General features: G+C 44.3%; 15 protein-coding genes. 6 read left to right on the top strand and 9 right to left on the bottom strand.

What is annotated here, in order from left to right:
* A complete protein-coding gene (locus RIB93_RS32175) occupies positions 1-1,098 on the top strand; it encodes an AAA family ATPase (protein ID WP_446379328.1) in 1,098 nt (365 codons plus the stop codon).
* On the top strand, positions 1,098-1,787 hold the full coding sequence (locus RIB93_RS32170; RefSeq protein ID WP_446379326.1) for a DUF4276 family protein: 690 nt from the start codon (positions 1,098-1,100) through the stop codon (positions 1,785-1,787). Before RIB93_RS32175 ends, RIB93_RS32170 begins: the two co-directional genes overlap by 1 nt.
* A 69-nt stretch (positions 1,788-1,856) precedes the next feature.
* Here the strand turns inward: RIB93_RS32170 and RIB93_RS32165 are convergent, their stop codons facing one another.
* Positions 1,857-3,206, bottom strand: coding sequence for a proton extrusion protein PcxA (locus RIB93_RS32165; protein ID WP_446379324.1), 1,350 nt, complete (start codon positions 3,204-3,206; stop codon positions 1,857-1,859).
* 208 nt (positions 3,207-3,414) lie between these two features.
* Between RIB93_RS32165 and RIB93_RS32160 the strand changes: the two genes are divergently transcribed.
* Together RIB93_RS32160 and RIB93_RS32155 are read left to right on the top strand one after the other, a co-directional pair.
* Positions 3,415-5,604 (top strand): recombinase family protein, encoded by a 2,190-nt coding sequence (locus RIB93_RS32160; protein WP_446379322.1) that lies wholly within the window; start codon positions 3,415-3,417, stop codon positions 5,602-5,604.
* Positions 5,605-6,225: 621 nt separating this feature from the next.
* Positions 6,226-6,918: an ATP-dependent Zn protease gene (locus RIB93_RS32155; protein ID WP_446379320.1), complete on the top strand. Its 693-nt coding sequence runs from the start codon at positions 6,226-6,228 to the stop codon at positions 6,916-6,918.
* Between the two features lie 20 nt (positions 6,919-6,938).
* Here RIB93_RS32155 and RIB93_RS32150 read toward each other — a convergent pair whose 3' ends face one another.
* The 6 genes from RIB93_RS32150 to RIB93_RS32125 all read right to left on the bottom strand — a co-directional run bounded on the left by RIB93_RS32150 (position 6,939) and on the right by RIB93_RS32125 (position 14,097).
* The gene (locus RIB93_RS32150) at positions 6,939-7,931 is read right to left on the bottom strand and encodes a GGDEF domain-containing protein (protein ID WP_446379318.1); all 993 of its coding nucleotides are present in this window, start codon (positions 7,929-7,931) and stop codon (positions 6,939-6,941) included.
* A 64-nt stretch (positions 7,932-7,995) separates the two neighbouring features.
* Positions 7,996-9,234: an RNA-guided endonuclease InsQ/TnpB family protein gene (locus RIB93_RS32145; protein ID WP_446379316.1), complete on the bottom strand. Its 1,239-nt coding sequence runs from the start codon at positions 9,232-9,234 to the stop codon at positions 7,996-7,998.
* A gap of 95 nt (positions 9,235-9,329) precedes the next feature.
* Positions 9,330-10,031: a PEP-CTERM sorting domain-containing protein gene (locus RIB93_RS32140; protein WP_446379314.1), complete on the bottom strand. Its 702-nt coding sequence runs from the start codon at positions 10,029-10,031 to the stop codon at positions 9,330-9,332.
* 640 nt (positions 10,032-10,671) lie between these two features.
* Positions 10,672-11,322, bottom strand: coding sequence for a PEP-CTERM sorting domain-containing protein (locus RIB93_RS32135; RefSeq protein ID WP_446379312.1), 651 nt, complete (start codon positions 11,320-11,322; stop codon positions 10,672-10,674).
* A gap of 408 nt (positions 11,323-11,730) precedes the next feature.
* A complete protein-coding gene (locus RIB93_RS32130; RefSeq protein WP_446379310.1) occupies positions 11,731-12,450 on the bottom strand; it encodes a PEP-CTERM sorting domain-containing protein in 720 nt (239 codons plus the stop codon).
* Between the two features lie 294 nt (positions 12,451-12,744).
* Positions 12,745-14,097, bottom strand: coding sequence for an AAA-like domain-containing protein (locus RIB93_RS32125; RefSeq protein WP_446379308.1), 1,353 nt, complete (start codon positions 14,095-14,097; stop codon positions 12,745-12,747).
* 727 nt (positions 14,098-14,824) lie between these two features.
* Between RIB93_RS32125 and RIB93_RS32120 the strand changes: the two genes are divergently transcribed.
* A complete protein-coding gene (locus tag RIB93_RS32120; protein ID WP_446379306.1) occupies positions 14,825-15,184 on the top strand; it encodes a response regulator transcription factor in 360 nt (119 codons plus the stop codon).
* A 155-nt stretch (positions 15,185-15,339) separates the two neighbouring features.
* The gene (locus RIB93_RS32115) at positions 15,340-16,203 is read left to right on the top strand and encodes a DUF4388 domain-containing protein (protein ID WP_446379304.1); all 864 of its coding nucleotides are present in this window, start codon (positions 15,340-15,342) and stop codon (positions 16,201-16,203) included.
* 217 nt (positions 16,204-16,420) lie between these two features.
* On the opposite strand, the gene RIB93_RS32110 is transcribed toward RIB93_RS32115, so the two are convergent.
* Both RIB93_RS32110 and RIB93_RS32105 read right to left on the bottom strand, forming a co-directional pair.
* On the bottom strand, positions 16,421-17,038 hold the full coding sequence (locus RIB93_RS32110) for a DUF2062 domain-containing protein (RefSeq protein WP_446379302.1): 618 nt from the start codon (positions 17,036-17,038) through the stop codon (positions 16,421-16,423).
* A 106-nt stretch (positions 17,039-17,144) separates the two neighbouring features.
* On the bottom strand, positions 17,145-18,257 hold the full coding sequence (locus tag RIB93_RS32105) for a mechanosensitive ion channel family protein (protein ID WP_446379300.1): 1,113 nt from the start codon (positions 18,255-18,257) through the stop codon (positions 17,145-17,147).
* Positions 18,258-18,300 lie beyond the last annotated feature (43 nt).

Genomic DNA, 18,300 nt, shown 5'->3' with positions numbered 1-18,300 from the left:
ATGCTGCAACGAATCATTCTCAACGGCTTCAAGTCTATTAAAAAGATGGATCTGGAGTTGCGCCCCTTAAATGTCTTGATTGGAGCCAACGGAGCAGGTAAGAGTAACCTCGTTTCGTTTTTTAAGCTGCTGAATGAGATGATGGCTGGACGACTGCAACAGTACATTGCTATGTCGGGACGCGCTCAATCTCTGTTGCACTTTGGACCCAAGATCACACCGCAAATAGAGGCGCAACTAGAGTTTGAGGTTGAGAATGGAATGGATACCTATACCCTGCGTTTATTCCATGCCGCAGGGGATACGTTTTTTTTTGCTGAAGAAACCTTGAACTTCTTGCAAACGGGTTACTCATCTCCAAGAACCGACTCATTAGGTGCAGGACATCAGGAAACAAAAATCAGCGAAGCAGCAGACGAAGGTACGCAGACAGCCAAAACACTCAGATTCTTGCTCAACCGCTGCCGTGTGTATCACTTTCACGATACATCGTCTACGGCGGGGGTTCGTCAATCCTGTTATGTTGGCGATAACCGATGGCTGATGCCGGATGCCAGAAATTTAGCCGCATTACTCCTCAGATTCCGCCAAGAAAATGGTGGTTCGGCTTATCAGCGTATTGTCAAAACCATCCGTTTAATTGCCCCATTTTTTGATGATTTTGTGCTTGAACCAGATGCCTCTAATCGCGTCATTTTAAACTGGAAAGAAAAGGAATCAGATCAGGTATTTGGACCCCATCAGTTTTCTGATGGGACGTTGCGAGCAATATGCCTTACCACATTGCTCTTACAACCAGAAGATGAATTACCGGAACTGATTATTGTTGATGAACCGGAACTCGGTCTTCATCCCTATGCTCTCAATGTTGTAGCGGCGATGTTTGGCAAGGCTTCGTATAACACACAAATTATCATCAGCACCCAATCTAGTTCTTTTTTGGATAACTTTGATCCTGAAGATGTCATTGCGGTAGATCGACAGGGTAAAGAGTCATACTTTAAACGGTTAGATGCCACAGCATTAGCAGATTGGCTTGATGAATATAGTTTAGGAGAAGTTTGGGAGAAAAATGTCATTGGTGGAGGACCCCATTAATGGTACGTCTCTACTTATTTGCTGAGGGGCAAACTGAGCAGACATTTGCCGATAACATCCTCAAACAACACCTGGCTAACTATGGTGTTTTTCTGGACAAAATTGTGCTTATTGCCCACGCTCGGAAAAAGGGTAAAGTACATCGCGGTGGTGGTAGGCAGTATCAACCGATGAAGGATGACATCCAGCGTTTTCTCAAGCAGGAGAAAAGCGACAATCTGTTCTTTACGACGATGATTGATTTGTATGCCATCTCTCCTGAATTTCCCGGATTGACTGAAGCCGAAAAGCTGCGCCAAAATCCCCTGGAGAGGGTTCAATTTCTAGAGAATAGCTTCGCTCAAGATATTGATGATAGTCGATTCATCCCGTACATCCAATTACACGAATATGAGGCATATCTTTTCACTGATCCAAGTTTGTTTGAGTACTTTTACGAAGGTCATAGAAACAAAAATAAGATTGCAGAGCTCAAGGCGATCGCGGATCAATATGAAAACCCTGAGCTGATTAATGATGGACAAGATACAGCTCCTAGTAAACGCATTATTGATCAGTTTCCTGCTTACAAAAAAGCCAAGGTTACTGAGGGATCTCAGGTAGCTGAACTTATTGGACTACAAAGCATTCGGAATCGCTGTTCTCACTTCAACGCATGGCTATCAAAACTTGAATCATTGAGCCGCTAGCTATTTAGGGCTATTTTATTTGAGCTAGTACAAGAAAGGAGGACGAATGACCAATAACCAATGACCAAATCATTCATTCATATTGCGATAAGTTGCTACCGCTGATGGTGAAATTCGGTTCAGATAGCGGAAAATCCAATATTTAATCACCGAATCAAGAATAACTGGAAATGTGGCAATAAACAAAAAGATAAAATCATGATTTTCGGGAATACCGAAATGCCGGGAAATTCCGGCTAGAATCACTTCCCAACCGTGGGGAGAGTGGAATCCGACAAACATGTCGGTAAACAAAATAATGATAAAGGCTTTGGCACTATCACTGAGTCCGTAGACAATATCATCAATAAACGACTTTAATACCACAAAATCCGCTTTGCTAGTAACAATCACTCCCGCAAAAAAAGCGAGAGAAATTAAGTCGGAAAAAATATTCTTAATCGCATCAGAACTGCGATACTGATAGTCCTCAGCTAGCTCAGTGGCTTTTGTTCTCAGCCGTTCTTCCATTTCTTCCGAGGATAACTTTGGTGCCATTCCCAATAAGCTTTTAAAATGTAGTTCCTCTTCAAACCGCTGGAGTTCGGTGAAGGCTTCTTCCTTCATATCGATGTTTAAAAAAATACCCGGCTCATTTTCTGAGCGAAACGAGTCAACAATGGGTCCAACCACAAAGGTTTTAGCCACCTGATGAGCTAAAATGGGAACAATGATCAGGGTTAAAATAAACTTGATCGAAATTAAGGTTTTGTCTCGAGACGTGCGAAACTTTTTGACAACTTCCTCTTCAGCTTTGGGATCAAGTTCTCGCTGTAGGCGGTTGACGGTTCGCAGAATTGACCGAGGCACAACCCCGGTTTTATCCGATACAGTTTCTAAGGCATCATTTTGGGGATTCACGCTAGCCTGCTGCAACTGGGATAAAGTTTTGGCATTGGCTGTCGTTCTGGGATTACCGTTGGCTTGAGCCACTTGATTGGCAGATAGCGGGATCAAGGAAACGGAGGATGGCTCAGGTTCTGAATATCGTTTTAATAGTTCGTCAATAAAGTTGAGTTTTTCGATGATAATCCCTTGCTTATCGGTTAATTCGATGGGATCATAGCGGGCTAAATTATCTCTGGAACCGAGCAAGCCATTCGTTGTTTTTGGCTCAGAAATCCGGAAAACTGACCGACTGGTTCTAAATTCCCGTAAGCGAACTCGAATCGTATTTAAATATTTCTTTAAGTCAGCCTCGAAATAGGAAATAACACTATCACTATGTTGACTGGAGCGAGCCGAAATTTTCTGCCCATTGAAATGCTCATCTTCAATGGATTTAATCGTTAACGCAGCTTTGTAAGCTTGATCTAAGGCTCTTTCGGGGGTATCCGCGAACCATTGGTTAGCCAGACGTAAAATAGAGGGTAGCTTCATCGAAACGGCTAATATCTGAATAAAAAATAGTCCGGAGCGTTCCTGGCTCTCAATCGCCAGAATTAATATAGTCTACTTTACGTGGTATATTAACAGACTAAGCCCAAGTCAGTTTTGTCAATAACCCTCAAACCCTTACATAAACGTAGCTTGCTTGATCGTTGAGCGCGAGTATGACGAATGACAAATGACAAATGACCAATGACCAATGACGAATTCGATTTGGATTAGTGGTGGTACTCGCACGGGCAAAACAAGTCGGCTGGTGACTCTGTTTCGCCAATGGGTAGAAGCGGGATGGGGTCGATCGCGTCCGTTATCTTCTCCCATTGTCCACAAAAAGCGGCGCGATCGCTATCAGACGCCAGCCCTGTTAATTTTGGCAGCCAATGCTGATAATCGTCGGGAGTTGACGGATCGCCTCACCACGACGTTACAGGGGCGTTATCCAGTACGTTGTCAGACGCCCTTGGGCTTCTTTCAAGACGAAGTAATTCTATTTTGGCCCCTTTTAATCCAACGGTTAAATCTGAGAGCGCAATTTCCCCTGCGCCTGCGCCCGGAAACCGAACAGGATTTAGCCATGCAGTTGTGGCGTCCCCAACTCGAATCCGGATTAATTCCGATACCGGGAAATAATGAGTCAGTTCGGGTGCGGCGTCTGTTAGATTTGTTACAGTTAGCCGCCCTGAGTGGGACGCCGATTGAAGAAATTCCCAGGATGCTAGAACAGGGAGTGGTGGAACTCGAAGCCACCCCAGATCAATGGGAATTAATCGGTAAACTGCTGTGGGATTGGCGGGGGTGGTGTCTGGATAAGGGACTGTTAACCTACAGTCTGGTGGGTGAACTCTATTGGCGGGAAATGTTACCTGATGCGACGTATCAGCAGTATTTAACCCAGCGTTATCGGGCGATACTGGCAGATGATGTAGATGAGTATCCCGCGATCGCACGGGATTTGTTTGATTTACTCTTAGATCAGGGTATCGTGGGGGCGTTTACCTATAATCCCCAGGGTCAAGTGCGCTTAGGCTTAAACGCTGATCCAGATTATTTGTCAGGATTAGCCTCTCGGTGTCAAGTGGAATCCTTACCGTCACAGCCGAATGATTCCTTAGCCGATACGTTATCCCCAATGGCGGTAGACCTGCTCAATGACCCCATGATATTGTCAGACTTGCCGGAGTTTTTGCGATCGCTACAAACCACATCCCGCGCTCAGTTGTTGCGCCGCACCGCCGAGGTAATTGTAGACGCCGTGAAGTCGGGACAAGTGGAACCGGGGGATATTGCCATCATTGCACCCGGATTAGATGCGATCGCCCGGTATACTTTGACCGATATTCTCACCAAACAGGGGATTCCCATCCAACCGTTGAACGAACAGCGCCCCCTGATTAGTTCCCCTTTAATTCGAGCCTTATTAACCCTGCTAACCCTTATATATCCAGGGTTAGGGCGATTAGTAGATCGAGAGGCGATCGCCGAAATGCTCGTGGTTCTTAGTCGTACACCCGAACCCATTGCTACCCCTGAAGCAGACTCTCCCCTCCCCAGTCCCAATATTGACCCAGTACGGGCGGGTTTACTCGCCGATTACTGTTATTCTCCTGATCCTGACTCCCCTCACTTATTACCTGTTGAAGCCTTTGCCCGTTGGGATCGTTTAGGACATCGAGCGACAACCGCTTACACCCAGATTCAGCAATGGTTAGAGGTGCAACGAGAACAGCAGCAACAGCGCCTAATTCCGTCCTGTGTGGTGATTCTCGATCGCGCTATCCAGAAATTCCTATGGAATGGCTCTAATCTACCTTACGACCAAATTGCCGCCTTGCGGGAACTCATGGAAACCGCCCAACATTATTGGGAAGTGGATGGACGATTGCGGAAACTCCCCGCCAATACGACTGATGAGGAAATAGCCAGAGGGGGAACACCACCGCAGGCGACGATTTCCCAATTTATTCAGTTATTGCGTCGGGGAACCGTCACCGCCAATTCCTTTCCCCTTCGTCGTCTCCCGGCTACGGCTAATTCAGCCGTTACCCTAGCCACCATTTTCCAATATCGAGCCGCCCGTGGCTATCATCGTTGGCATTTTTGGTTAGATGCGGGATCTCATCTTTGGAGTCAGGGAGGTGCAGCGACGTTATTTGCAGCCCCCTTATTTCTCAAGGATTGGTTTGGACAGCCTTGGACAGAAGCCGATAAAATCCAAGCAGATGAGGAACGCCTACAGCGAATTTTACAGGATTTGTTAGGGCGAGTGGGTGAGCGAGTGTATTTGTGCCATAGTGATTTAGCTGTCAATGGGACAGAACAAACGGGTGCGTTGTTAAACTTAGTTCATTCCTCAATAGAGTTAATGGCTGAGTCAGTTGTGAGTCATTGACAAAATTCGTTATTCGTCCTAGTGAAGAGATAGAGGAATTATAGCAACCGCCAAGACGGTTACGACACATCATTTATTAAGATGCCGACCTAATCGATGTGTCTACTGCTATAACTGAACACTCAGGGCGGGTTTTGCAACCAAGTTGGGTAAAACAATTCGTGTTTGTCCCTAAACCCGCCCCTACACACTTAACCGTTCAACCCGTTTTAACGGGTTTAAGCTTTTAGCCCCAACTTGAGTTGAGGTCTTAATTGAATTGTACTGAAGCCTATGCGATCGCTAGGTGTTGATCTAGACTCTTTGTGATAACACAGAGGACACAGATTCAATCACATTCTGCCAGAGACTCACGCTTAAATGACACATATTGACACAGAAAGATGTTTTAATCGATCACTCTTCGAGTAGAGCTTACAGAAGAATTGAGAGAATTAATTGGCTCAAATGCTTACATAGTCGGGGTTTCGACTTCTATCACCAATCGGGATGGGGGGAACTTCAGTTGCCGAACAGCTTAACCTTTTAGGTAGCTGCTATACTACCTAAAAGGTTTGTTTAGGGTGTTGTGTCGCAAGATTGTGAGGCAAAAAGTGACAAAACGCTCTTTTATATCAAATTATGCAGCAAACTACTCTCAATGTAATTGCCATTGGTATCTTTGGCATGACCCTTTCCGCCCTACTGACTCCAATTTTTAATATTCCACCAGCGATTCCCGCCTTGGCAACATTTGGAATTTTAGGATTGGCTACGGTAGACAGTCTCAGCTTTCAAGGTAAAGGCACAACGGTACTATTAGATTGGTTAGCCCAGAGGCGCAGCGACTATCGCGATCGCATTCTGCACCATGAAGCGGGTCATTTCCTGGTGGCTTACCTGTTGGGGATTCCGATCGCGGGTTATACGCTGACAGCTTGGGAAGCCCTGAAGCAGGGACAACCCGGTTTAGGGGGCGTGCAATTTGATACTCAGCAACTTTCACCGAATCCACTTGCCATTGGCGAAATGCGATTGACTCTGGATCGATTCTGTACCGTTTGGATGGCGGGAATTGCGGCGGAAACCCTGGTTTACGGTGAAGCGGAGGGAGGAATCGACGATTGCCAAAAATTAAAAGAGGCTTTGAGATTATTTGAACGTCCTGCTGGCGAATTTACCACCAAACAGCGCTGGGCGATGCTGCAAGCCCAAACAATGTTACAGGACAATTGGCAGGCTTATGAAGCCCTGATCAAAGCGATGGCAGAACGGACATCCGTAGGCGACTGCTACCGTTTGATTCAAAATCATTACCACAGTGTAGAGACGTAGCATGCTACGTCTCTACATGATTAATAAAGTGTGTCATCACTGTAAATCACCTGGTTCGTTCCTTTGGCTTTAGCACGCAAAAGATTATGATCCGCCCGTTTGACTAGGCTTTCGCCTTTGTGGTCATCTGAAGCCTTGAGAGAAGCGATACCAACGCTAATCGTAATCTCGATCGCGATCGTACCATCTACATTAAACGGTTGCTCGTTGATCTGATATCGCAGGCGTTTGGCAACGATTTTAGCTTCCTCGCCATTGGTTTGATTAAGAACCACTAAAAACTCTTCGCCGCCATACCGAAACAACGTATCCTGTAGGCGCAGATTATGCTGGAGTCGGGTTGAGAGCAACTGCAAAACGCGATCGCCAACCTGATGTCCATAGGTATCATTCACGGATTTAAAATGATCCACATCCATCATAATCACACTCAGATCCGTGATGTAGGTGCGGGCATTTTGAATTTGCCGGGGTATCTCCCATTCCATTGCCCGACGATTATTCAGTTCGGTTAAGGGATCAGCCAGAGCCAGGGTGGAGAGAACATCATTGGTTTGCAGCAGTTTTTGGTAGAACTGTACACTGCGCCATCCGGCTAGGATATGGGCTTTCAGGAGCCGATATTCTGCCAATGTACTTCCTGGATCTCCTGTTGGGGTGCAAGTCAAGGGTAGGTAAGCATCTGCACCGCCTTCTAGGGCTTCAGCACAAATAATTTGTTCCCGACGCGGATCAGCGGCTTTGCCTTCACTTAAGGAATAAGACGGGTCATTAATTAAAATGCAATAGGTCCAGCTTAACTGTAGTTGTTCTTTAACCTGCTTACACAGTTCCAAACTCCCGTTTTGGGTTGCCTGCACAATTAAAATGGCGTATTGTTTAGCTTGAACCTTACTCAGAGCCTCTTCTGGATTGGCAGACTCCTCCACCTTGCCAGACGTGATCGTGCGAATCTGGTCAAGGAACGTCTTAAGGAATTGCGGATTTCCCACGATTAATACAGAAGCGTCCATTTTGGGATGTAGCTCTGAAGAGCTGAGACATTGACCCTGTGCACCTGATTTGACACTCTCCGCCCTATAAGGAAAGAGATTCTTCTTTCATAGACCCGGCTTGCTGAAATAGGCTTGCGCCTAAAACAGTAGAGGCTAAGTCTCCAGAAGCGTTCGGATTCAAAATCCAAGTTCCGACGTGACCCGCCGTACTTAAGGCTATTTTCAGAATATTGATGGCGGCGTTCCAATCCCGATCCAAAATACATCCACATCGACAGATATGAGTTCTGGTAGACAAGGATTTTTTAACTACCGTACCGCAGCTGGAGCATTCCTGGGAACTATAGGCAGGATTAACCGCGATGGTTATTTTGCCACACTTAACCCCAAAATACTCCAGCCATTTTCTGAACTGATACCAACCTGCATCATTGATCGATTTGGCTAAACAATGATTTTTAACCAGATTTCTAATCCTCAAATCTAGCCTTCGGCAAGCCGCTGGCGCGTCTACATAAGCGACCAAATCGTTAGATTGGATTACGCAACGCGCCACTCTCTTGGCGTGTTCTTCACGCTGCCTACTTATTTTGAGGTGAAATCGCCCTAATCGATTAATGGCTTTCTTGCGGTTGGTAGAGCCAATCTCAGTGCGTGAAACTCGTCTTTGAAGGAATCTTAAGCGTTTTTCACCTTCCCGGTAAAATCGGGGATTGGGTTCTTGATAGCCGTTGCTATCGGTATAGAACTCTTTGAGTCCCACGTCTAACCCAATGGCTTTCCCTGTCGGCTGACTCTCTACTTTATTCTCGGCATTGACCAAGAATTGAACATAGTAGCCATCAGCGCGACGGACTAACCGTACCCGTTTGATTTGAGCAAGTTGATAGAAGTTTAAGTCCCACGTCCCTTTAAGCTTGAGCTTGCCAATCCCCTTTTTATCAGTAAAGGTTATCTGCTTTCGAGTTTCAGAAAGTTTCCATCCTGATGTTTTGTACTCGACTGAGCGATAGTTTTTCTTGAACCGTGGATAACCTTTTTTGCCAGGAATCTGCTTTTTACAATTGCTGTAAAATCGAGCAATTGACGAATAAGCCCTTTCTACAGCCGTTTGACAAGCATGGGAATTTAAGTTTTTGACAAAAGGAAATTCAGCTCTTAGCGCTGTGTTATGGCGATACAAGTCTTTTTGTCCAACCCCTTGGTTATCCATCCAGTAACGGATGCATTTGTTGCGGACAAATTGAGCCGTCCTGATCGCCTCATCAATCGCTAAATATTGAGTTGTCTTCCCTTTAGCCTTGAACTCAAAGACCAGCATTTGACGTGAAACAACTCTACCTCACAATTGTAACAGAAAAAGTCGCCCTTAAAGGGCGAGGAGCCTGAACCCATTTTTTCCAGTAAGTTAGTAGATTACTTCTTTTGTTTGAGCTGCTTCAAGATTGAACCAATACCCAAGGAACCAATAGCGATCAAACCGCCAATTGTACCGGGTTCAGGAACCTCGGTTGCCGTAAACACAGCACCAGAGAATTTCAGATCCTCGTCTATTGTGTCACCTGCATCGAGTTTTGCCTGAACTTGATCAATGGTAGTATTGTTAATTTGGAAGGTGATGTTGCCCTTACCTTGAGAGATATCGTTAGAGGCACTGGTAAAGAATCCAGAAATTGCTACGTCTACGGCTACGTTAGCACCACTATCTTTTAGATCGTAGGTAGCCGTTTCCAGAGTGAAAATACTTTCGTCGTCTGTGATGGGGTCTACATCACCTGGGAAAAAACCAACAACACCAGGAATTGGAGTGTTACCCAAGTCAAGAAAAGGAGTCTCTGCTAACAGGGGAGTAAAGGAGAGAATACTACCTATGTTTGCCGAATTGAATACTTCAAAACTGGGATCACTACTCGTAATCGAAACTGGAGTGACGGGTTGGGGACTGAATGTGAGGGAGTTCTTGCTGAATTTGACTATACTTTGGTCACTACCAAACGCACCAGAGGCGAGCTGAAACTTACCTGTCAATGCGATGGCGTTTGCTTCACCAGCATTAGTCAACACACCAGCCGCGACTAGGGGTATTGTAGCCAACGAGCCAAGAATTGCTTTTTTCATACTATGGGGTACTCCTGTTGTTACTGCAAAATTTAGGGGACTGAGGGATTGCTAAGGGAGGCAGGGATATATTTCGATTTTCCTTTCCTCAAATTAACGTCTTGTTACTTAATCTGTCTATAGTTACCTGTAAGGATTTGATGAACTTTTTACAAAGATTTCATGAAGCTTCGCTTAAGTTTGAGCAACAGGATAATAAAAGTCAAGCGGGACAGCTTATAGGGTATAGGGTGTTTACTACAACCGCTATGTCAACTTCTAACCAACACTTGCTGAGTCTGATACCGTGACTATCCTTTGGGGTATGTCAAGAGACTATACGATTTCGTTTGTAATGGAGTTGCTGTTGCTACAACCCCAATCCAGCAGGTCGGAGATGATATATATTGAGTAATGTAAGTATCCTACCTTAATTGTATTACAGCCAGTGTGACTGTCATCACTCTTAAGTTCAATTTGACGATTCTCCACCTTGAGAGCCACCAACGATAAAGCGATCGCGCCTTCTTCTTCTCCAAAGGGGCGATCGCATCATACATCTCAAGGTTTGACGGTAGCTGGATATACAAAAAATTGGGGGTCTTTGTCTTGTTGTCCCCAATGTTTTTGTATTTGAGCCGAAAGGCTCTAGCTTTTCGTGTTAAGCTTTGTTCTTTTTGCCAGCGCGGGACAGGGCTAATGAACCAGCGACTACTCCTAGACCTAGCATTGTGGCAGGTTCAGGAACAGATTCAACGCTAATGAAAGCGCCAGAGAAGGCAACATTATTCAGCCCACCATCGGACAGGGCTACTTCAGCCTCCGCTGCTGTCAGGTTTGCAACTTGGAAAGTTAGGTTACCTGAACCTTTGGTTGTTTTACCACCACCAACAAACTCACCAAAAAATCCTATAGATAGGGTCGAGCCATCAGCCGCATCAGCAAATTTGAATGGTCCATCGACACTCGTAACGTTGAAAACATTATCTCCGTCCGTTACGGATGGATCGAGGGTGGGAAAGCTAAACACACCCAAGTCCAATAAGGGATTGTCTACCATATCACCACTAATACTGACAACGTCGTTGATGGTTGCAGCACTGAAGGCAGCAAAATCATCAGTTGCCGCTGATACAAATACCTGACTGTCGTCATCGAAGAAATCGATCGAATCCTGTTTAATATTCGCTAGAGTGTCGAATGAAGTGAGCTGAAAGTCACCGCTCAAAGCATTGGCTGCACCAGCGCTAGCCAACATACCAGCAGCTGCTAGGGGCAGTACAGCGAGTGAACCTAAAATTGCTTTTTTCATGAAATATACTCCTAATGACAGACAGATTGATTTCGGGTAACTTAAGGGGTCTTGAGCCTGTGAAGCTCTGACCTAAGATTATTTTTCTTTCCTTAAGCTAACTTCATACTACTAGACATGTCCAGAAGTATCCATAAAGCTATGATGAACTTTCTGTAAAGTTTTCATGAAGTTGCCTTAAAGTAGGCAAACATCTTACTTTTAGGTGATTTTTCGGGATTTAGATTACAAAAAAAGTGTGATTTCCGTCATTGAATCATTAAAGTAACTGACAAAAAGGGATGCATAACAAATAAAATAAAGTTTTGTCAAGATCAATTGAAGATCATTAAGCGCAAGTTGAGAAGCGCTATCTTTTGCCCGATTCAGTAGAGGCACAATATATCGTACCCCTACCGTTTGGCATGATTACCCCTGCTTCTTTTTACGAGAGCGAGACAGGATTACAGAACCAGCGACTAAACCTAACCCGGCTAAAGTTGTCGGTTCGGGAACAGAAGCACTCCTAAAGACACCGGAGAAGCTAGCATCTAAACCTTCATCGGAGTCAAGTGCGACTTCAACACCCGACTTTCTCAGTGTACTTTGGAAGGTTATCGTGCCTGTACCATCGGACAGTTGCCCATCTGCACTGGTGAAGAATCCGGAAACTCCTAAGGATATAGATGTACCGGTGAAGCTCTGGTTATGGTCAAACATTTCCTCAATCATAAAGTCGCCGATGCTTAACAGAGAAAATGTATTTGTTTCATCGGTGATGCTGGGATCGCCTAGGGGGAAATTGCCCAAATCTAAAAAGTTTTTGACTAAGGGGTTATCTTTCGTTGCTCCATTGCTGGGAATCAGGGAGGCAGGAATTGACTTGATGCTTCCGGCATTGAAGCTAGAGAACGTTTCCGATTGATTGCTTAAAAGAAGTGCGCCGGGATCAGGTGTAAATCTTATTTCATCGGCAAACAGCGTCGCGTTGGTTACTTGCATGAAAGGCTCCGTATCCGTTACGTTTATTCCCGGAGAAATACTGAATTCTCCAACCAAAGGGGCGGCGTTTGCTTCACTAGCGATGCTCAAAACACTAGCTGTAACCACAGGAAGCATGGCGAGGGAGGCAACGATTGTTTTATTCATGAGAGAGAGTTCCTTAATTTTAGAAAACATTTTATTTTTTTGTGCAAGAAGAGGGGGTGTTTGGATGCATCTTCATGCTTTTATCTCCTTGAATTAAAGCTAACAGAATATTCATTGTGCTGGCAATACCTTAATGTAAAGCTATTAATAACTTTCTATCAAGTTTTGATAAACTGATGTTTTTATCGTCGAAAACGTTGAATCAATGGACAGAATAAAAAAAATATGATATATTTAAATGCTTTAGTTTTGGACAATTAGCCTGTAGAGACGTTGCCGCCAACATCTCTCCTATCAGTTAGCCAAGCGATCGCGAAAATACTCCTCATACAACTGGCAGCTTACCACCACGCGATCGCGAACCCAACGCACTAACCCGAAACTGTGTAGCTTCACCATCTGAATTGGATCAAATTCTACAGCATCATTTGCCTTAAGCACCTGCTGATACGCAACCGCTAAATCTGGATACTGGCGCAGCCTCCATAAATGGTGATGCAGGTGATTCCCATAGATTCCTGTATTCGTCGCTACAGTTTCTACGACCGATTTTAAACTCACCTGATGTTTGACCATTTCATAGAACATCAAACGCACCAAATAGGGAAACCCTCCTACTAACCGCATAAGCTGATCCAGTTCCTGGGATGATAAATAGAGTCCATAACGCTTTGCCAACTCGTAGACTTGTTCACGAGTAAACGGGGATAACTGAATCCCTAACCCCAGCGTCAACAGCGATTGATAGGTATGAAACCAACAATAACCCCCAGAGGAATGAACTAACACCAAGCGCAGGTTGGAAAAGACAGGGATATCTTTGGTGTCCTCTTGCCATGAGTGTAATAATGCCAAAAAGTCTCCCGCGATCGCAGGATACTCGAAGACTTGATTCACTTCATCAATGGCTAATACCAACGGGCGATCGCTGCTTGCTAGCAAATACTCCTGGAAATAAAGCGTGCAGCTAACCAAACTACCCATATCTTCATCCCAATACTCATCCAGCTTCGGTTCTAGCCTAAGCTGTCGTGCCACATTGACACAAAACCAGCGCAGAAATGTTGCGATCGCACTAAACACTGAACTCTCCGCCTGATTCAAACTTAATCGTACCGTCCGATAGTTCTGCTTTTGGGCATCCGCCAGAATTCTTGCCATTAACGACGTTTTCCCCATCTGCTGGGAACCCTGCAAACGCAGGATAGTGGCAGGTTGGCGGATTTGCTGACAGCCGTCTGATTCTATAGGCGATCGCTCAATATAATAGATAGAATTCAACGGAACTTGTCCCTCTGGTACTTCTAAGGGAACAAACTGCCTAGGTTTTAGGAAGTTAGCCGTTGCCAAACCCTTCTCACTAAACAGTCTTCGTTCGAGTACCGAGCGAAAATTCGTCTTATTAACTTTTTCCCCGCAGGCGTTTGAGAGTAAGTGCCATAACTTCGGCGCGACACCTTGCTTAATATAGTTGGCAGAATAACCATTCTCTTGAGCAATTTGGTCATACGTCTTAGGTTCATCCTGCCATGATGCCCACAGAATCGCTTTTTGAATATAACTCAGCGAATGATCGGTCTTGGCAACCAGGAACGTATCAATGCATTCCAATACCTGGTCAATCGGACGATGCCCCTGTTTAATCATCCTATCTATGCCTTCTCACCCTGTAGCGCCATTACCGTTTAGAACATGTCACGCCTTGTCAATTCATATAAGTTCATAAAATTTAGACAAAGATGACTCCCTCAACTTATCAGTTTAATATATTGACAATTATATAATTTTATGCATCAAGCCAAAATAGACGCGAATAAATAGTGACCTGTCTTTGACCAAGATATCAACTTTATATATTGACAAATCTAAAAATTTGAGTAAATTGGTAACTTTGTAACATCCTATTGAGTTTGTCAACCCTCTTATTTAAAGAGTCTGTAAATTTTTGGGGACAGCAATTAAAGATTAGATAAAGCTTCGCCGTTCAGCCGCACCAATTTTATATCAAATTTATATATTGTTGATAGAGATTAAATTTGGCATCATAAAAAGTATAGATGGTAGGTTGTGAAACACCATAAAATTTATTCCTCAGTGTAACGGGGATAGGCTGGAAGAGAGGTCGCTGGTATTGATCCGCATTCTTGGCTAAAGCTATTAACGAAAAATCGCTTTGGATTTGAGTGATTGTTAAGGCGTCGTAGCTGGAGCGATCGCTGTGACAAACGGGCGTCTAAAACTTCAATGGATTTAACCGGAACCCTAGGGATTTTCTCTGAAAAACTTAACCGATAAACACTGGTCTGAAAAGCTCAATTTGTCGGGGAGAGTTCCCGGAAGTATTATCCTTGTTTAGAAAACGGATTTAAATATCATGAAAATCCTTATCGTTGAAGATAACTTAGACTTTGCCGAAGCCTTATTTGAATGTCTCACCTTTGAAGGCTATATCGTCGATGTAGTCACAAACGGTGCAGCAGCTTGGGAAAGGGCAGTAATCACTGACTATGACTTGGTACTTTCTGATATCGAGCTTCCCAAACTAGATGGGATAAGTCTGTGTAAAAAATTGCGTTATCATGGCTATCGTCTGCCTATATTCCTAATGACAGGTTTAGAACGAGATTTGCCAATAATCTTGACGAATGAAGCCAAAGCTAATGGTTATTTTTTCAAACCGTTTAGTTTCCAAAAGTTATTAGAGCGGATTCAATCCCACTGTCTCTGTTGCTAAGTCAAACGTCTTCGGGGAGGAATGGCTGGCGTTCTGTAAAACTTGTCCCGAATAACCACTGAAAAAAATCAAAACTTCTGTATAGATCAGGGCTTTTGCTTACCTCCCTACTTTAAAGAATTTAAAGTCAACCCTTAAAAACCCTTTCAATTATCATGTGCATCACAGGTTCTCTTGCTGATTTTTCTCTACCCCAAGTTTTTTGCTTACTAGAAACCGGACATCAAAGCGGTTTACTCACTCTGCATCCTGAAGGTACGGATCAAACGTCCTCGAATCAAGCGTATTATATCTGGGTGTATCGGGGACAGCTTGTGGCAATGGCAAATTTGTTGGATCATCAAGGGTTAGTCTCCTTAATTGCCCAACAGCGCTGGCTCAAGCATATCTGTCCATCCAGTCTCTTTGCTAAACTGAACCGATTATGTCCTAAGCATCAACCTTTGGGTTCTTATCTGAAAAAACAGGGTATTTTAACCAACCAACAACTCAAGTGGCTATTTCAATCTCAAGTTCTCCAGCCCTTATGCAATGCATTTCAACTTAAAGCAGGTCACTTTAGGTTTGATCATAATGTACCGTTACCGACAATAGAAATGACAGGTTTGAGTATATCGGCGACACTCGCCACGTTGATGGGACTGAGAAATTTGCCAAGCTGGGATGCTTTGGCGGATCACTTACCTGATCCGGATATGGGTTTAGCCAGTTTAGGGACAGATCAGTCTGAGTTTCCGTTAAATGACCTAGAGTGGCAAGTGTGGACGTACACGGATTGCATGGTGTCTCTCAAATCCATCGCCCAATACCTACAACTTCCCCTGAAAACGGTACAGCAGATTGCTTTTCGCTTAATTGCGATCGGTTTAGCCGAAGAGATGTCTCTAGCGATAGAGGATGACTATACCCCAGCCATTGAGTCTCAATCATCAGGGTTACGCCAAGATTCCTATAGGGAAGTCGTTAGTTATTCGTTTCTGCAACATTTACTAGGATTTTTAGTTCCTAAAGCGTCTTAGTAACTTACAGCAGATTTGGTGGTTGATGAGGTACAGTCTCTAAGCAAGATCCCCGACTTCTTCAAGAAGTCGGGGATCTGTCTGTGTACCTCAGTATATCAAGAGTTTTGGCGCTCTAAAATAATGCCATTTGTCTTAGAGTGTCTATCAGGGGCGGGTTTTCCTTTCTGAGACGGGGACGTGAAACTGTTCCCCGTTCCCTACCCTCACCCCCACTTTAACGCTGATGCCGACGACGCGATCGATAAGAGGCGCGAACCCGCCGAATCAGTGTCAATCCTAGGAAATAACTACAAATTCCACCAACCATCCCCACCGTAAAGCAGCCAACAAATAGTGTCCAGATAATTTCAGATCCTAACGCCTTGAACTCCTGCCAAGATCCGAGGCTAATATCGGTTAAGCTATTTTTCTGGAGTAGCCACTTCCCCAGATGGAAGTTAAATGCATAAATCGGCACATAAGTCAAGGGATTACTCACCCAAGTACCAGCCGCCGCGATAATTTTATTGCCGCGAAAGATCAGCGCTAGACATATCCCTAAAATCGTTTGTAGTCCAAAGAGAGGAAACAGCCCTGCAAACACACCACAAGCTAATCCGCGTGCGATCGCTTCTGGGGGTCCAGAAAGACGAAGTAAGCGCCAGTAACAGTATTGTAAGCGCCGTCGGAAACTGGGTCTGACTTTGCGATTGCGATCAGGGGAAGGACGAATGGGTGCAGGTTTAACCTCTGATGATGAACAGTGGGGACGAGTTTGCAGGGAATTTCTAGACGACATACAGGCTAGAGAAGAGACAGTTACAGCAAGGGCGGCACAAGATAATACACTCATCCTAACTGACTCGTGCGATCGCGATCGAGTTCCATTCTTTGTCCTTTGTTCTTTGTCATTAGTCCTTTGTGATTAATTCTTCATGCATAATTCATCATCATTCCGATCAGATGGTAATCGGCGAATCTACATAGATCGTCGGTTCATTCATCTTAAAGTTAATTCCATAAGCGAGTAACTTCTTGGAAATTTTTTCATTGGCGAGTTCCAAGAGACGCTTCCGCAATTGAATGGAATTTTCACTTGATCCGAGGATAAAAAAGGTTACTCTAGCACGGGTTGTTTTGTCCTCTAGTGAGGGAATTAAGGTGATATTTGTACTTCCCGGATCGATACCGAATAAGGCATTTGTACTTTCAGCAATAATTTGCTGAACTAAAGCTTTTTCGCGTTCTTCCAGAAGTTGAGAAAAATCCAAATAGAGTAACACCATCACTTTCTTGCCTCGGGTCACATTTTCGATTTCCCAATTTGCCATCGTTGAATTCGGAACAATCAAAAGTGTGCTTTTAGCCGCTGTGCGGATTTTTGTAGACCGCAAGCCAATCGATTCAACTCGACCAAATACTCCATCCGGTAAACGAATATATTCTCCGGGAATAAATGGGCGGTCTAAATAAAGGACAATTGTCCCCAAAAGCTGTTCTAATGTCTTTTGTGCTGCAAACGCGATCGCAATACCGCCAATCCCAAAACTGGCGAGTAATCCGACTAAATTGACCTGTTGACTTTGAGCAAATGCAACCACAGCAATAAATCCGATAATCACATTAGCTAAGGTTTCAAAAACCAGAAGCAACTCATCAACTTCTCGACCAAGTTTCCGCACTAATCCTATTCCATACACGCGCACAAACTGGCGAAATAAGCGAGAGGCTAACCAAGCCACACTCACAGTCACAGCTAAATCCATAAAGGGACGAAGGAAGTCATGCAGTCCCTGATACACCCCCAGCCAAGCCAGTGAGAATGACAGTAAAATTAACGTGCCAGCAAATTTAAACGCTTGTTGGAGTGGAGCAATTAAATTATCATAAATTTCCGTTCCTAGCTGAAGTGAAAATCGATGAATAATCCAGCTTACCAGAATCGGCGTGTATCGACCTGCCAAAACAGAGAGGAGAGCAAATATCAGGAAAATAACATAATTAGGTAAATTTAAGGAGTACACAAACAGAGAAACATCACTAATCGTGTTAGGTATATCGGTTAAGTTCATCAGCGAGTACGGCTACTTTAGAAATCAGAATGGCTAGAGGGAC

Origin of the sequence: Coleofasciculus sp. D1-CHI-01, assembly GCF_040218875.1 — a bacterium.
GTDB lineage: Bacteria > Cyanobacteriota > Cyanobacteriia > Cyanobacteriales > Coleofasciculaceae > Coleofasciculus.
This window is presented reverse-complemented; position numbering and strand designations above follow the sequence as displayed.

What these genes read in the sequence shown, in the direction of transcription:
- RIB93_RS32175 (WP_446379328.1), top strand. Translation starts at nt 1, where the DNA reads ATGCTGCAACGAATCATTCTCAACGGCTTCAAGTCTATTAAAAAGATG.
- RIB93_RS32140 (WP_446379314.1), bottom strand. Translation starts at nt 10,031, where the DNA reads ATGAAAAAAGCAATTCTTGGCTCGTTGGCTACAATACCCCTAGTCGCG.
- RIB93_RS32130 (WP_446379310.1), bottom strand. Translation starts at nt 12,450, where the DNA reads ATGAATAAAACAATCGTTGCCTCCCTCGCCATGCTTCCTGTGGTTACA.
- RIB93_RS32115 (WP_446379304.1), top strand. Translation starts at nt 15,340, where the DNA reads ATGTGCATCACAGGTTCTCTTGCTGATTTTTCTCTACCCCAAGTTTTT.
- RIB93_RS32110 (WP_446379302.1), bottom strand. Translation starts at nt 17,038, where the DNA reads ATGAGTGTATTATCTTGTGCCGCCCTTGCTGTAACTGTCTCTTCTCTA.
- RIB93_RS32120 (WP_446379306.1), top strand. Translation starts at nt 14,825, where the DNA reads ATGAAAATCCTTATCGTTGAAGATAACTTAGACTTTGCCGAAGCCTTA.
- RIB93_RS32145 (WP_446379316.1), bottom strand. Translation starts at nt 9,234, where the DNA reads ATGCTGGTCTTTGAGTTCAAGGCTAAAGGGAAGACAACTCAATATTTA.
- RIB93_RS32105 (WP_446379300.1), bottom strand. Translation starts at nt 18,257, where the DNA reads ATGAACTTAACCGATATACCTAACACGATTAGTGATGTTTCTCTGTTT.
- RIB93_RS32160 (WP_446379322.1), top strand. Translation starts at nt 3,415, where the DNA reads ATGACGAATTCGATTTGGATTAGTGGTGGTACTCGCACGGGCAAAACA.
- RIB93_RS32155 (WP_446379320.1), top strand. Translation starts at nt 6,226, where the DNA reads ATGCAGCAAACTACTCTCAATGTAATTGCCATTGGTATCTTTGGCATG.
- RIB93_RS32170 (WP_446379326.1), top strand. Translation starts at nt 1,098, where the DNA reads ATGGTACGTCTCTACTTATTTGCTGAGGGGCAAACTGAGCAGACATTT.
- RIB93_RS32150 (WP_446379318.1), bottom strand. Translation starts at nt 7,931, where the DNA reads ATGGACGCTTCTGTATTAATCGTGGGAAATCCGCAATTCCTTAAGACG.
- RIB93_RS32125 (WP_446379308.1), bottom strand. Translation starts at nt 14,097, where the DNA reads ATGATTAAACAGGGGCATCGTCCGATTGACCAGGTATTGGAATGCATT.
- RIB93_RS32135 (WP_446379312.1), bottom strand. Translation starts at nt 11,322, where the DNA reads ATGAAAAAAGCAATTTTAGGTTCACTCGCTGTACTGCCCCTAGCAGCT.
- RIB93_RS32165 (WP_446379324.1), bottom strand. Translation starts at nt 3,206, where the DNA reads ATGAAGCTACCCTCTATTTTACGTCTGGCTAACCAATGGTTCGCGGAT.